Below are 13,287 nucleotides of genomic sequence, written 5' to 3' on the forward strand. Positions count from 1 at the left end.
CCGTTCACCGGATCGTCCAGACAATACCCATACCAGTCCGGGTCGCCGCCCTTGTCGCCCAGCGGGTCGGGCGCGATCCACCTGTCGGTGAAGGTGTCGTAGTCCCGCCAGCCGAATCTCACGAAGCCCAGGTCGCGGTCGTGCAGCCCTCCGGCGAAGCCGATGGGGATGCGGAGGCCGGGGTTGGTGTCCTCGATGATCCCGCCGAAGGGGTCGTACAGGACCTCCTTTATCACGTCGCCGTCACGGTCGGCAACCACGCGAAGGGAGCCTACCTGATCGTAGAGAAGGTAGGCCACGGCCCCGTCGTCGCGCCGCATGGCGTAGGGCGTGCGCTCGCCGTCGCGGTAGGCGAAGCGGTAGCCGGACTCGCCGTCATGGAAACCGTCCAGGCGCAGGAGGTCGAGCCAGCGGTAGGCCTCCACGGGCTGGCCGTTGCGGTATTTGACCGCCCGGCGGCCTGGTCGTCGTGGGTGAATTCGAAGACCTCGCCGGTTTCGCGCTTTTCGGCCTTCATGAGCCGGTAATCCGGGCCGTATTCATAGAGCGTGTACTGGCCGCCGTGGTTCCAGATGGAGCGGAACCCGTTCTTGTCATGGGTGTAGCCATTGTTGCCAGCCCGCTGGAGCCGGTTGCTCATGCGCGAGTATTCGAAGTTGCGGTAGTGCGTGTCCAGGTGCGGAAAGTAGTCGCGGGAGCGACGACCGGGACACGCCGTGCACGCGGGGGACTCCCCGCAACAAAAAAGCGGCTCCGGGGAGAGCCGCTTTCATGTTCGGTATGTGGCGAAGGCCGCGTGATCCCGCCCGGACGGGGCCGGGCATGCGTCGGGCGGAGGGCCCGGCTCAGCGGCCCAGGCAGAAGCGGGCGAAGGCCGTGAGCAGGCCCGCCGACTCCGGGGTGGGGCGGACGTTGGCCTCCACCTCGGCCGGGTCCCGCTCCATCTCGCGCAGCTCGGCCGCCTGGCCGCGCACGTAGACGCGGGTGATGTCCTCGTCGAACTCGGGGTGGAACTGCACGCCCCAGGCGCAGCGGCCCAGGCGGAAGGCCTGGTGCGGGTCGTGGGCGCTGCGGGCCAGGAGCGCCGCGCCGGGCGGCAGCCGGAGCGCGGTCTGGGAATGGGTGACGTGGGCCGGGAAGGGATTCGGCAGGGCGGAAAAGATCGGGTCGTCGGCCGCCGCCGGGGTCAGGGCCACGTGCACCGTGCCGATCTCCGGGCCCTTCGGGTGATACCCGGCCTCGCCCCCCAGGGCGTGGGCCAGGAGCTGGTGGCCGAAGCAGATGCCGAAGACCGGGTGCCCGGCGGCCACGGCCCTGGCGATCCAGCGGGCCGTGGGTTCGATCCAGGGCAGGCCGTCGGTGACCATGTCGTGGGAGCCGGTCACGGCCGTCCCGGCGAACCGCCCGAATTCGGGCAGGGAGGCCCCGCCGCGCACGTCCACGCAAGTCCACTGGCCGGGCGCGAGGCCCATGTTCCGGGCGGTCCAGTGCTCGAAGTCGTCGTGCTCGGCCGCGTACTCGCCGTAGGTGCCGCCGGTCTTGATGATGAGAAAGGGCTTAGGCATAATATACAAAAATGTAGGCTGGTTGCAGGGTTGACGGGCTGCGACATGGTGGCCCAAGCCGGGCCGCCTGTCAACGGTTGCCGACTTGAACCGCCCGCGGCCTTGCGCTATTGAGGGAGGGAGGAGGGAGCACCATGCGCCGGATCAACGTTCAACGCCGCCAGACGCGCCGCGAGTTCCTGCGGGCCGGGGCCCTGGCCGCCCTGGGGCTGGCCGCCGGGCCGGTCCTGTGGGGCTGCGCCAAAAACCCGGTCACCGGGCAGAACCAGTTCATGCTCGTCAGCCAGGAGCAGGAGATCGCCATGGACAAGCAGGCGGCTCCGCACCAGCTCTCGGCCGACTACGGCCAGGTCGGGGACACCTCCCTCAACGACTACGTGTCCGGGGTGGGCCAGCGGCTCGCGGCCGTGAGCCACCGGCCGGACATGCCCTACTCCTTCCATGTGGTCAACGCCAACTACGTCAACGCCTACGCCTTTCCCGGCGGGACCATCGCCTGCACGCGCGGCATTCTGCTCGGCGTGGAAAGCGAGGCCGAGCTGGCCGGGCTCCTGGGCCATGAGATCGGCCACGTCAACGCCCGGCACACGGCCTCGCGCATGTCCACGCAGATGGTGGTCGGCGGGCTGGCGGGCATCGGCGGCGCGGTGGTGGGGGCCAAGTACGGCAAGGGCTGGGGCGCGCTGGCGGGCGGCCTGGGCGGGTTCGGCGTGGGCGCGCTCCTGGCGTCCTACAGCCGGGACGACGAGCGCCAGGCCGACGCCCTGGGCATGGAGTACATGACCCGCGCCGGGTACAACCCCGACGGCATGGTGGACCTGATGGACATGCTCAACGACCAGCACGACAGCGAGCCGAGCGCCATCGAGGTGATGTTCGCCACCCACCCCATGAGCGGCGAGCGGCTGGCCACGGCGCGCAAGCAGGCCATGACCAAGTACGCCTCGGCCGGGGAATACCGCCTCTACCGAGAGCGGTACATGGACAACACCGCCGCCCTGCGCCGAATCGGCCCGGCCATCAAGGAGATGCAGGACGGCGAGAAGCTGATGCGCGAGGAGAAGTACGCCCAGGCCGAGACCACCTTCGCCTCGGCCCTCAAGAAGGCCCCGGACGACTACGCGGGTCTGCTGCTCATGGCCAAGTGCCGCATCGCCATGGAGCAGTTCGGCGAGGCCAGGTCCTACGCCGAGCAGGCGCGCCGGGCCTATCCCGCCGAGGCCCAGGCCATGCAACTGGCCGGGCTGCTCCAGGTCAAGGCCAAGCGGTTCGACGCGGCCTACGAGGATTTCGACGCCTACGAAAAGGCCCTGCCGGGCAACCCCTACACCATCTTCTACAAGGGCTACTGCCAGGAGGGCATGGGTAGGCGGCCCGAGGCCGCCCAGGAGTACGTCCGCTTCCTCAACCAGGTCAACGAGGGCGACCAGGCCAAATACGCCTATTACAAGCTGGTGGAATGGGGCTACATCCGGGGCCAGGCCACGCCCCCGGCCGATCCCTTCGCCGGGCTGGGCTAGACGCGGCCATGGCCGATCCCTTCTCCGACGCCGCCATCGTCCCCGGCGGCAGGGCCGACTACCCCGCCGTGGCCGAGGTCTGGGAGGCCTCGGTCCGGGCCACGCACCACTTCCTGGCCGAGACGGACATCCGCTTCTTCAGACCGCTCATTGCGGACGAGTTCCTCCCGGCCGTGGACCTCTACTGCATGAAGGACGGGACGGGCGAACTGCTCGGCTTCCTCGGGCTGGCCGGGCGAAAGGTGGAGATGCTCTTCCTGCGGCCCGACGTCATGGGCCGGGGCCTGGGCGCGCGGCTGCTGCGCTTCGCCGTGGACGAGCGGGGCGCGGACGAGGTGGACGTCAACGAGCAGAACCCCGCCGCCGTCGGTTTTTACGAACGCATGGGCTTCCGGGTGGCGGGCCGCTCGGAAGCGGACGGCATGGGCAAGCCGTTTCCCCTCCTGCACATGCGGGTCGGGTGAGCAGGCCGGACCGGCCTAGAAATCGAACTTGTAGGACTTGCCGCCCTTTTTCTTCTTCCCGCCCTTGGCGGGCGCCGCGTCCCCGGCCAGGGCGTCCACGTCGAGCCCCTTGCTCCCGGAGCCGCGCCGGCCGGACCGCTTCAGGCCCGAATCGCCGCCCATGGCGTCCAGGTCCAGGCCGCCGGACTCCCGCCCGGAACCCGGGCCGGGCTCCCGCTCCTCGCGGCTTCGCCTGGCCCGCTGCACGGAGACGCGCGCCTCGGCGTCCCGAAGCCGCTTCTGGGCGGTCTGGTTGTCCGGGTCCAGCTCCAGGACGTGCCTGAGGTAGGGCGCGGCCTCGTCGAACTGGCGCAGGTCCAGGTAGAGGGAACCGACGTTCAGGGCCGCGCCCACGCTGCCCGCGTAGAACTTCGGGTCCAGCTCCAGGGCTCGCTCGAAGCACTTGAGCGCCCGGAGCCGCTCCTCGCCCTCCCAGTAGGCGAGGCCCATGTTGTAGTGGACCACGGGATCGTCCGGGGCGATGGCCAGGGCCCGCCCGTACACCGCCACGGCCTCGCTCCACTTGCCCTCGCCGCGCAGGATGATGCCCAGCCGGTTGAAATGGACCAGGTCGTCGCGGCCCAGGACGCGCTTGGTGTCGATGACGCGGTTCAGGTACTTCACGGCCAGGTTCGGGGCCTGGGGGGCCACGGCGTCCACGATCCGCTCGGTCAGGTCGCCGACCATGCTCAGGTGCTCGCGCTCGGCCACCTCCACGCTGCGGTCCAGGTAGGCCTCGGCCTTTTCCGCGTCCCCCTGGCGCAGGTGCTGGGCCGCGATGTCGATCTTGCGCTCCGGGTTGAGGGGCGAGATGTCGTCGAGCCGCTCCAGGTAGGAGAGGGCCTTCTCGTCGTCCATGCCGCCAAAGGCGGCGGCCAGCTTGATGAGCGGCTCCATGTAGATGGGCCGGGCCTCGTGGGCGGCCATGTAGGCCTGCGCGGCCTTGTCCGCCTCGCCGATGCCGGTCAGGGCGTCGCCGCGCATGACCAGGCCGCGCGCCGAGTCCGGGTTGAGGACCAGGATGCGGTCCGTGACCTCCAGGGCCTCGTCGAACTCCCCGGACCGGAGCAGCTTGTCGCACCGCTCCATCTGCTTTTTGAGCTCGCCGGGCGGGCTGATGGTCATGGCCATCTCCTCGATGGCCCGGTCCGCCGACGCGGGCTTGACCAGCACGCGCCCGACACCCAGTTCGAAGAAGTAGGCCACGGTTTCCTGGGTGGCCTCCCAGGTCAGCACCACCACCAGGCAGGCCGGGAACTCGGCCTTGAGCCGGATCAGGAAATCCGTGCTGGGCCGCCCCTCGACCATGCGCTCCACAAAGGCGAGGCAGGGGACGCCCCGGTCGCGCAGCTCCAGGCATTTCTCCATGGCGCGGCCCGCGTGGACGTAGGGGAAGAGGACCTCGCCCCTGAAGCCGATGAGGCGGGTCAGGATGTTGCGCAGGGAGCGGACGAAGGTGGCGTCGTCCGAGAGGCAGACCACGCAGCCGCCCTGCTCGGCAAGGAAGCGGTGGATGATGTGGTCATACTGTCCCGGCATTCGTTCGCCTCCCTGAAAGTCCGGCGCACCCCCGGCGCGCGTTGCGTTTCGGGCTCCACCCTACCCGTTGCCGCCGAATCCGGTCAAGACGGGCCTATCCCCTGCCGCGCCGGAGGGCCTCCACCTTGCTCCGGGCCAGCTCGTGGCCGGGATTGAGCCGGAGCGCGTTCTCGAAGAACGGCAGGGCCTCCCCGGGGCGGCGCAGGTCGCTGAAGATGGTCCCCAGGTTGACCGAGGCGGGCACGCTCTCCTCGTAGAACCGCGGATTGATCTTGAGGGCCTTCTCCACGCAGCGGGCGGCCTCGCGCAGGTCGCCGCCGTCGAACCAGGCCATGGCCATGTTGTAATGCAGCCCCTCGTCGTTCGGGGAAATCACCAGTGCGCGGGCGTAGTTGTCGATGGCCTCGCGCCACTTGCCCTGGCCGCGCAGGGCGATGCCCAGCTTGTTGAACAGGGTGATGTCGTCCTTGTTCAGGGCGCTGCCCCTGGTCTCGATGACCTTGGCCAGGTACTTCTCGGCCATGCTCGGCGAGGCATGTCCCACGGCCTCGGAGATGCGCTCGGCCACCTGGCCCACGTGGGTCATGGCCTCGCGGGTGGCGGCCTCGATGGCCTGGTCGAAGTACTTCTCGGCGATGTCCATCTTCTTCTGCTTCAGGTAGACCGTGCCGATGTCGGTCTTGCGCTCGGTGTTCAGCGGGCTGAGCTTGTCAAGCTTTTTCAAATAGTTGAGCCGCTGTTCCTCGTCCACGCCCTCATAGGCGGCGGCCAGCTTCTTGAGGGGTTCCAGGTAGAGGCGGGAGCTGTCGTGGGCCTTGAGATAGCAATCGATGGCCCCTTGCCGGTCGCCCTGCTCCAGCAGGACGTCGCCGCGCAGCATCAGCCCGGCCGGGGAGTTGTCCTTGAGGCTCAGGATCTTGTCGCAGATGGCCAGGGTTTCCTTGAATTTGCCCGCCGCCAGCAGCCGCTGGCCCAGGCCCATCAGCTCGCTCAGCTTGCCCTGGGGCTTGATGGTGAAGGCCAGCTTCTCGATGATGTTGTTCATGGACGCGGGCTTGGAGATGACGTTGTTCACGCCGATCTCGTAGAAATAGGCGATGTTCTCGCGCCGCGTCTCGCCCACCAGGACGATGACCTTGAGGTCCGGCAGGAGCCTCTTGATGGTGATGATGGTGTCCGTGCTCGGCCGCCCGCCCAGCATCCGCTCGATGAACACGGTGCAGTCGATGTTCGCCTTGCGAAAATCCCGGAGCTTCTTGAGCCCCAACTCCACGTTCTCGAAGGCCGACAGGCAGTCGCGCTTGGACCCGATGGTCTTGAGGATGGTGGCCGCCAGCGTCCGCTTGAAGAGCTGGTCCTCGCTGATGAGGACCACCACGCCCCCCTTCTTCTCGAAGTAGTCGTAAACAATGGAGTCGTATTTCTTGTCCGCCATGCTGTCCCCTGGACGCCGGTGGGTTTGCCCGCAGGCTGGGCGTCCGATTCGCTCCCTAGCATACCCGGGAGCGGGACAAAATGATTTTATAATCCGGCATCACCGACGAAGATGAAAAGATTGTGATTCGAATGGGTCACACGGCGGCGACGTCGCCGGGCCAGGAGCGCTGGCGGGCTGAACCAGTGGCCGGCATGGTAGTGCGAGAGATGGGCCGAGCCCACGACGGCCACGCCGGGCGGGGCCCAGGGGGCGTGAGGCGCGATGAAGTCGCAGTCGAGGAGCGGGGAGGCGTCTCCGGCCTCCACCGGGAGGCCGGCGTTGGGCAGGGGCCGGTCAAAGCCTCGCCCACTCCGACGAAGGCGACCCGCTCCCGCCCGTTCCTAGCTTTCCTCGTTGGCGAACGCGGCGGCGATGAGGTCCGCGTCGCCCGGCCCGGCCTGGGCCTCCAGGGACTTGGAGCTGCCGTGGCAGCGGAAGCCCTCGGGCCCGTACGAGATGTAACCGGCCGAAAGCACCTTGGTGTAGGGCATCTGCTCGCGCATCTCCTCGTGATCGATCCGGTTGGGGAAGATGACGGGAATGGCCGTGCCGGAAAAGTCTTCAAACATGATATATTTCATCAATGGGTCTCCTGCTGTTCGCTGATGCGTGCAAGGATAGTGGGTTTGCCGGGTCAGATCAACCATTGCCTGAACCCGGCCCAGAGGGTACAACCCCGCCCATGGACGCCCCCCGCAAGATCGCCGTCTGGCAGACCGCCTTTCTGGGCGACGCCGTGCTCACCCTGCCCCTGCTGCGCGCCCTCAACCTTCGCTTTCCGGAGGCCGAGGTCCACTTTTTCGTGCGCCGGGGGTTCGAGCCCCTGTTCGCGGCCCAGCCCGGCGTGACGGCCGTGCGCGGATTCGACAAGCGCGGGGCGCAGAAGTCCCTGCCCGCCGCCGTCCGGCTCGGACGGGCGCTCGGCCGGGAGGGGTTCGACCTCTGGATCGGCACCCACAAGAGCCTGCGCTCCGCCCTGGTGGCCGGCTCCACGGGCATCGTCCGGCGCGTCGGCTACGACGCCCCGTGGTTCAACCGGCTGGCCTACACCGATGTGGTCCCCCGCCGCTTCGACGAGCTGGAGGAGGTCGAGCGGCTCTTCCAGTTGCTCCGCCCCCTGGGCATCAAGACCCCGGCCCCCGAAGCGACCCTGGTTCTTCCCGAGGACGCGCGGGCGGCCGCCAACGGATTCTGGGCCGGATACACGGCCCGGCGGCCGGTGCTGGGCATCCACCCCGGCTCCACCTGGCCCACCAAGTGCTGGCCGGTGGAATATTTCGGCGAGGTGGCGCGCCGCGCGCGGAAGGCCGGGGCCCGGGTCCTGGTCTTCGGCGGGCCGGGCGAGGAGCCGGTGGCCGCGCGCGTCGCCGCCCTGGCCCGGAGGGACGGCGATGACGGAGACGGGATCGCCGACCTGTCGGGAAAGCTCTCCCTGCCCGAGCTGGCGGCCTATCTCGGCAAGTGCGACGCCTGCCTGACCAACGACTCCGGGCCCATGCACCTGGCCTGGGTCCAGGGCGCGCCGCTGACGGCCCTGTTCGGGCCAACGGTCCGCTCCCTGGGCTTCTTCCCGCGCGGCAAGGGGTCCACGGTCATGGAGATTCCCCTGGACTGCCGCCCCTGCGGCCTGCACGGGCCGCGCAAGTGCCCCCTGGACCACCACCGCTGCATGGGCGACCTCTCGCCGGACGCGGTCTGGGAGAACGTGCGCGGCAAGCTCGGCCTTTGATTCACGTCCGGATTGATGTAGAGTGATGCCCAAAACAAGGGGAGGCCCATGCTCTGGTTTCATCCCGTCCTGATGGCCCTGGCCACGCTGCTGGCCGTCTACGCCGCGTATCTCGGCGTGGAGCGGTTCCTGTCCCGCCATCTGGGGCTGCGCACCCAGTTCCTGTGGAAGCGCCACACCGTGTTCGGCAGCGCGGCCATCGCCCTGTGGCTGATCGGCTTCTTCGGCGGTCTGCTCATGGCCCGGCTGGCCTGGGGCGTCAACTTCGTCACCGGCGACCACTACGAGACGGCCCTGTCCATGATGCCGATCATGGCGGCTGGCGGCCTGTCGGGCATATACATGGACCGGCGCAAGGCCCCCCGCACAGTGCTGCCCCTGCTGCACGGCGCGTGCAACCTGCTCCTGCTCGCCCTGGCCCTGTACCAGATCAGCACGGGCTGGGACGTCATCCGCGAGTTCGTCCTGTAATGGCCATGGCAGACGGAACCGACGACGAATTCGACCTGTTCTCGGGCGCACCCGGCATCGAGCCGCTGACCGAAGAGAACGCCCCCTGCGTGGGCTGCGGCTGGTGCTGCCTGACCGACCCGTGCCAGGAGTCCCACCGCCGCCACGGCTACGTGCGCCGCTGCCCGGACCTGAAATGGGACGAGGCCAAGGGCCGCTACCTCTGCGGGCTCATGCTCGACCCGGACCAGGGCGCGGAGGTCCGCCGCTCCCAGCACGCGGGCCAGGGCTGCTACGCCCCGCTCAACGCGTGGCGCAAGGACGTCCGCAACCGGGACAAGGACGGAAAGTAGGGGAAAAGGGAAGGGGCTCAGCGCCGGAAGGGATGCAGCAGGGACCTCGGCCGTCCGGTCCCGACCCAGCGGCGCCAGTAGAGGACCAGGCACCCGGCCAGAAGCGCGCCGTCGCGCACCAGGGTCTCCTTGAGGTCCCCGGACCCGCCGCCCGGCTGGGCCGAGGGGCCGAAACACCCGCAGTCCACGTCCAGCCCCAGATGCACGGCCCAGCCGACCACGCCCAGAAAGACCAGCAACTGCACCGCGATGAGGGCCAACGCGCCCCTCACGTCGAGGATCACGCCCAGGCCGGAGACGATCTCCAGCACCGGCAGGGCGTGGGAAAGCAGCTTGGCCGTGCTCCAGGAGACCAGGCCGTAGCCGTCGATGGCCATGGCGAAGGCGGCCGGGTCGGCCAGCTTGAGCGCGCCCGCCGCGACGAACACGCCGCCGATCACCAGCCGGAGCACGAAGTAGAGCGAGGATGCGGAAAGAAGTCTGTTCATGCGTTTCCTCCGCCCGTCTCGATCCCTGGGCGGCCCCGCCTTCTTAGTACAAACCCGCCCGGCTTGGCAAACATCCCCCCGCCGCCCGGCCGCCCCGATCCCGGCATGATTGCGGCCCGGGCAGTCCCGGCGGCGGCGAACCGCAACCGCCCCGCAAGGGCCTCCAACCGACCGCAACCCGGCCCGGCCGGGAGAACGGCCCGCCGCCACGCCCCCCCCCGGCCGCGACGCCCGGTCCGCGACCCCGCAACACCCTCCAACAACACCCCAAGGACCGACCGCGACGCCGAAGTTCGCGGGGCCCCGGCACGACCCGCCATGCGCGCCGCCCGATTGCGCACCCGGCAGCCCCCCGTCGACACTACACCGCCTCCACCACGACCCCGGCCCACCTCTCCCGCCCTCTCCGACGCCAGGCCGCCGCCCGGCTTCGCCCCTCGCCCCCGGCCACGCACCCCGACCACGTCCCCCTGCCCCCCTTCACCCCATTTTCGCCGCAAAACCGCCCCGGCGAGCCGAAACCCGCACCGCGCCTGCATAACGCGTCGCCACTATAAAAAGTCTAGAAAAAGTCAGGAATATCAACCACAACGGCTCTTGCCATGAAAAAATCACATTAAATTAAGCAGATAAGATCGGTTTTCCCCTTGAAAAAAGAATCGATATTCTGTACTCCAATGAAAAACAACAAGGGTCTGTACCCAGGGGGGAACCATGACCGGCAAGAAAGTCCTCTCCGTGGCGGAGATCGCGCGCGAACTGGAGCTGCCCGAATCCACGGTGCACTACTGGAAGAACCGCTTCGCCCAGCACCTGCCCAGCGTGGGCCGCGGCCGCCAGAAGCGGTTCAAGCCCGAGGCCGTGGAGGTCTTCTCCACCATCTCGCGCCTGCTCAAGGAGGGTCACACGGCCCGCGACGTCATGGACCAGCTCGCCGGTTCCTACCCGCTCCAGGCCGACGCCATGCCCGAAGGCTCGGTCTTCGTCCCCGCGCCCCAGGCCGCGGGGGGGGCCATGGAGCCCGCCCTGAAGATGGCCGCCGCCATCGGCCTGGAGATCGCCAAGTCCGTGGGCGAGGGCATCCGCTCCGTGCTCACCGGCGCGGCGGGCGGCCAGGACGTGGCCGACATCCGCGAGGGCCTGGAGGCCGCCGCCGACCGCATCGCCACCGCCATGCGCGAAACCGAGGTCCTCAAGAGCGAGAACGCCGAGCTCCGCGAAAAGCTCAAGATCATGGAGGCGGAGATGATCCGCCTGCGCAAGGACCGCCGCGAGATGGAGAAGTACCTCCTCGACAAGATCAAGGCGGCCTCGGCCTAACCCGAATTTCGGCTCCCGAAACCTCCAAGGGGCACTCTCGAAAACCCTGTCCGTCCCGGCCCGGTGATCGCCCACCGGGCCGGGGCGCGGGGCAGCCCCCCGGCCCTTGACAGCGGACGAACCGTACTTATCTACCCAAGGTGCGGAAATCGCCATTCCCGCACGGCTCCACGTCCAAGAAGTCCCGCCGACCGGACCGAACTCCGGTCGGCGGGCCTTGTCAAATGGCGGGGGCGACCAAATAATTCATCAACGCGCCGCCCGGCGCGGCCGCTCCGGCGGCCCGCCCGAGGCCACGCGCCCGGAGGTTCGACATGGGCAAGGAAACCACCCACAAGTTCAAGGCCGAGGTCAGCCAACTGCTCGATATCCTCGTGCACTCGCTGTACACCAACAAGGAAATCTTCCTGCGCGAGCTGATCTCCAACGCGTCCGACGCCCTGGAGAAGGCCCGGTTCAAGGCCACCAGCCAGGGGGCCGAGGACGCCGTGGCCCCGGAAATCCGCATTACGGCCGACAAGGACGCCGGGACCGTCACCGTCACCGACACCGGCGTGGGCATGACCCGCGACGAGCTGATGCGGAACATCGGCACCATCGCCCACTCGGGCACGGCCGAGATCGCCAGGCTGGCCCAGGACGGCAAGGAGTCCCTGGACGCCCTCATCGGCCGCTTCGGCGTGGGCTTCTATTCCGTCTACATGGTGGCCGACGAGGTCACCGTCACCACCCGGTCCATGGACCCCGACGCGGAGCCCATGGCCTGGACCTCGGACGGCCGCAACGACTACAAGCTCGAAGCCCTGGACGGGGAGGCCGCGAAAGACCTGCCGCGCGGCACTCGCATCGAGGTCAAACTCAAGAAGGACATGGTCTCCCAGTTCGCCAACCCGGCCGCGCTCAGGAACATCGTCAAGAAGCACTCCAACTTCATCAACTTCCCGATCTTCGTGGACGGCGAGCGCGTCAACACCATCTCCGCCCTGTGGCGCGAGCCCAAGTTCCAGATCACCGGCGAGCAGTACGCCGAGTTCTACAAGTTCCTGACCTACGACTCCGAGGACCCGCTGGACACCCTGCACACCTCGGTGGACGCCCCGGTCCAGTTCAACGCCCTGATGTTCATCCCCAAGCACGGGGACGATCCCTTCGGCATGAACCGCGAGAACCGGGGCCTGGACCTCTACGTCCGCCGCGTCCTCATCGAGCGGCAGAACAAGGACCTGCTCCCAGAGTACCTGGGCTTCGTCAAGGGCGTGGTCGACACCGAGGACCTGCCGCTCAACATCTCGCGCGAGACGCTCCAGGACAACCTGCTCATGCGCAAGATCAGCTCCACCCTGGTCAAGCAGGTCCTCGACCACCTCGCCAAGGCCGCCAAGGACGACGAGGACCGCTACGCCGAGTTCTGGCGCGCCCACGGCCTGCTCTTCAAGGCCGGGTACATGGACTTCCTGAACAAGGACAAGTTCGCCACCCTGGTCCGCTTCAACTCCTCGCACCACGACGACGCCAAGGGGCTGGCCTCGCTGGCGGACTACGTGTCCCGCGCCAAGGAGGGGCAGAAGGAGATCTACTACGCCTACGGCCCGAGCCGCGAGGCCCTGGCCCTCTCGCCCCACCTGGAGGTCTTCCGGCGCAAGGGAATCGAGGTCCTCTACCTGTTCGAGCCCATCGACGAGTTCGTCATGGACGCCCTGCGCGACTTCGAGGGCAACGCCCTGGTCAGCGCCGAGCACGCGGACATGTCCAAGCTCGATCCCTTCGCGGACGTGGAGGCCGTGGAGCGGCCCGAGCCGCTCAGCGAGGTGCAAAAGCCGCTGCTCGACAAGCTGCTGGCCCGGTTCAAGGCCGTGCTGGGCGACGCCGTGACCGAGGTCAAGGCCACGGACCGGCTCTCCAGCTCCCCGGTCTGCCTGGCCAACCCGGACGGCAACGTCACCTCGTCCATGGACAAGATCATGCGCGTGGTCTCCAAGGACACCTCCATCCCCAGGAAGGTCCTGGAGGTCAACCCGGACCACCCGCTGATGCGCAACCTGCTGGCCATCTGCGAAAAGGACGAGAACGACCCGTTCATCGACCAGGCCGCCAACCAGCTCTTCGAGTCGGCCCTGCTCCTCGAAGGATACCTGACCGACCCCCACGCCCTGGTGGGCCGGGTCCAGGACCTGCTGACCAAGTCCAGCAACTGGTACGTGGAGACGCGGAAGTAGCGCAGCTCCCCCCGCCTCCGGCGGGATATTGCGATGATGCGCGGCGGACCGCCCCTCGGCGGTCCGCCGTTTTTCATGGCCCGGCCCCGCCCGGCCGGACGCACCTAGGGCTTGCATCCCGCGGCAA

The 13,287-nt window shown here is 68.4% G+C and carries 13 protein-coding genes; 7 read left to right on the top strand and 6 right to left on the bottom strand.

The window, feature by feature from the left end; translation table 11 throughout:
- Both PHP91_RS05815 and PHP91_RS05820 read right to left on the bottom strand, forming a co-directional pair.
- The coding region (locus PHP91_RS05815; RefSeq protein WP_300138234.1) for an RHS repeat-associated core domain-containing protein at nucleotides 1–425 on the bottom strand (425 nt) is incomplete at its 3' end.
- Between the two features lie 420 nt (nucleotides 426–845).
- Nucleotides 846–1,565: a glutamine amidotransferase gene (locus PHP91_RS05820; RefSeq protein WP_300138237.1), complete on the bottom strand. Its 720-nt coding sequence runs from the start codon at nucleotides 1,563–1,565 to the stop codon at nucleotides 846–848.
- Nucleotides 1,566–1,699: 134 nt separating this feature from the next.
- On the opposite strand from PHP91_RS05820, the gene PHP91_RS05825 reads away from it, so the two are divergent.
- Nucleotides 1,700–3,085, top strand: coding sequence for a M48 family metallopeptidase (locus PHP91_RS05825; protein ID WP_300138239.1), 1,386 nt, complete (start codon nucleotides 1,700–1,702; stop codon nucleotides 3,083–3,085).
- 8 nt (nucleotides 3,086–3,093) lie between these two features.
- Nucleotides 3,094–3,549: a GNAT family N-acetyltransferase gene (locus PHP91_RS05830; protein ID WP_300138241.1), complete on the top strand. Its 456-nt coding sequence runs from the start codon at nucleotides 3,094–3,096 to the stop codon at nucleotides 3,547–3,549.
- A gap of 15 nt (nucleotides 3,550–3,564) precedes the next feature.
- Here PHP91_RS05830 and PHP91_RS05835 read toward each other — a convergent pair whose 3' ends face one another.
- The 3 genes from PHP91_RS05835 to PHP91_RS05845 all read right to left on the bottom strand — a co-directional run bounded on the left by PHP91_RS05835 (nucleotide 3,565) and on the right by PHP91_RS05845 (nucleotide 7,185).
- On the bottom strand, nucleotides 3,565–5,127 hold the full coding sequence (locus PHP91_RS05835; RefSeq protein ID WP_300138244.1) for a tetratricopeptide repeat protein: 1,563 nt from the start codon (nucleotides 5,125–5,127) through the stop codon (nucleotides 3,565–3,567).
- A 94-nt stretch (nucleotides 5,128–5,221) separates the two neighbouring features.
- Nucleotides 5,222–6,562 (bottom strand): response regulator, encoded by a 1,341-nt coding sequence (locus PHP91_RS05840; protein ID WP_300138247.1) that lies wholly within the window; start codon nucleotides 6,560–6,562, stop codon nucleotides 5,222–5,224.
- 383 nt (nucleotides 6,563–6,945) lie between these two features.
- Nucleotides 6,946–7,185 carry a hypothetical protein gene (locus tag PHP91_RS05845; RefSeq protein ID WP_300138250.1) on the bottom strand — a complete coding sequence of 80 codons (240 nt, stop codon included), beginning with the start codon at nucleotides 7,183–7,185 and terminating at the stop codon, nucleotides 6,946–6,948.
- Nucleotides 7,186–7,286: 101 nt separating this feature from the next.
- Here PHP91_RS05845 and PHP91_RS05850 point away from each other — a divergent pair, with 101 nt between their 5' ends.
- From PHP91_RS05850 to PHP91_RS05860, 3 genes are read left to right on the top strand one after another with little or no spacing between them, the layout of a single operon-like run.
- Entirely contained in the window at nucleotides 7,287–8,333 is a 1,047-nt protein-coding gene (locus PHP91_RS05850) for a glycosyltransferase family 9 protein (protein ID WP_300138253.1), read from the top strand.
- Nucleotides 8,334–8,381: 48 nt separating this feature from the next.
- On the top strand, nucleotides 8,382–8,804 hold the full coding sequence (locus PHP91_RS05855) for a DUF4079 family protein (protein WP_300138256.1): 423 nt from the start codon (nucleotides 8,382–8,384) through the stop codon (nucleotides 8,802–8,804).
- Nucleotides 8,805–8,809: 5 nt separating this feature from the next.
- Nucleotides 8,810–9,136 (top strand): hypothetical protein, encoded by a 327-nt coding sequence (locus PHP91_RS05860; protein WP_366141540.1) that lies wholly within the window; start codon nucleotides 8,810–8,812, stop codon nucleotides 9,134–9,136.
- Between the two features lie 17 nt (nucleotides 9,137–9,153).
- Here PHP91_RS05860 and PHP91_RS05865 read toward each other — a convergent pair whose 3' ends face one another.
- Nucleotides 9,154–9,624 (bottom strand): MauE/DoxX family redox-associated membrane protein, encoded by a 471-nt coding sequence (locus PHP91_RS05865; protein ID WP_300138259.1) that lies wholly within the window; start codon nucleotides 9,622–9,624, stop codon nucleotides 9,154–9,156.
- 714 nt (nucleotides 9,625–10,338) lie between these two features.
- On the opposite strand from PHP91_RS05865, the gene PHP91_RS05870 reads away from it, so the two are divergent.
- Together PHP91_RS05870 and htpG are read left to right on the top strand one after the other, a co-directional pair.
- Nucleotides 10,339–10,944, top strand: coding sequence for a MerR family transcriptional regulator (locus PHP91_RS05870; protein WP_300138262.1), 606 nt, complete (start codon nucleotides 10,339–10,341; stop codon nucleotides 10,942–10,944).
- 314 nt (nucleotides 10,945–11,258) lie between these two features.
- Nucleotides 11,259–13,160 carry a molecular chaperone HtpG gene (gene htpG / locus PHP91_RS05875; RefSeq protein WP_300138265.1) on the top strand — a complete coding sequence of 634 codons (1,902 nt, stop codon included), beginning with the start codon at nucleotides 11,259–11,261 and terminating at the stop codon, nucleotides 13,158–13,160.
- Nucleotides 13,161–13,287: the final 127 nt, after the last annotated feature.

Origin of the sequence: Pseudodesulfovibrio sp., assembly GCF_028692895.1 — a bacterium.
Lineage (GTDB): Bacteria > Desulfobacterota > Desulfovibrionia > Desulfovibrionales > Desulfovibrionaceae > Pseudodesulfovibrio.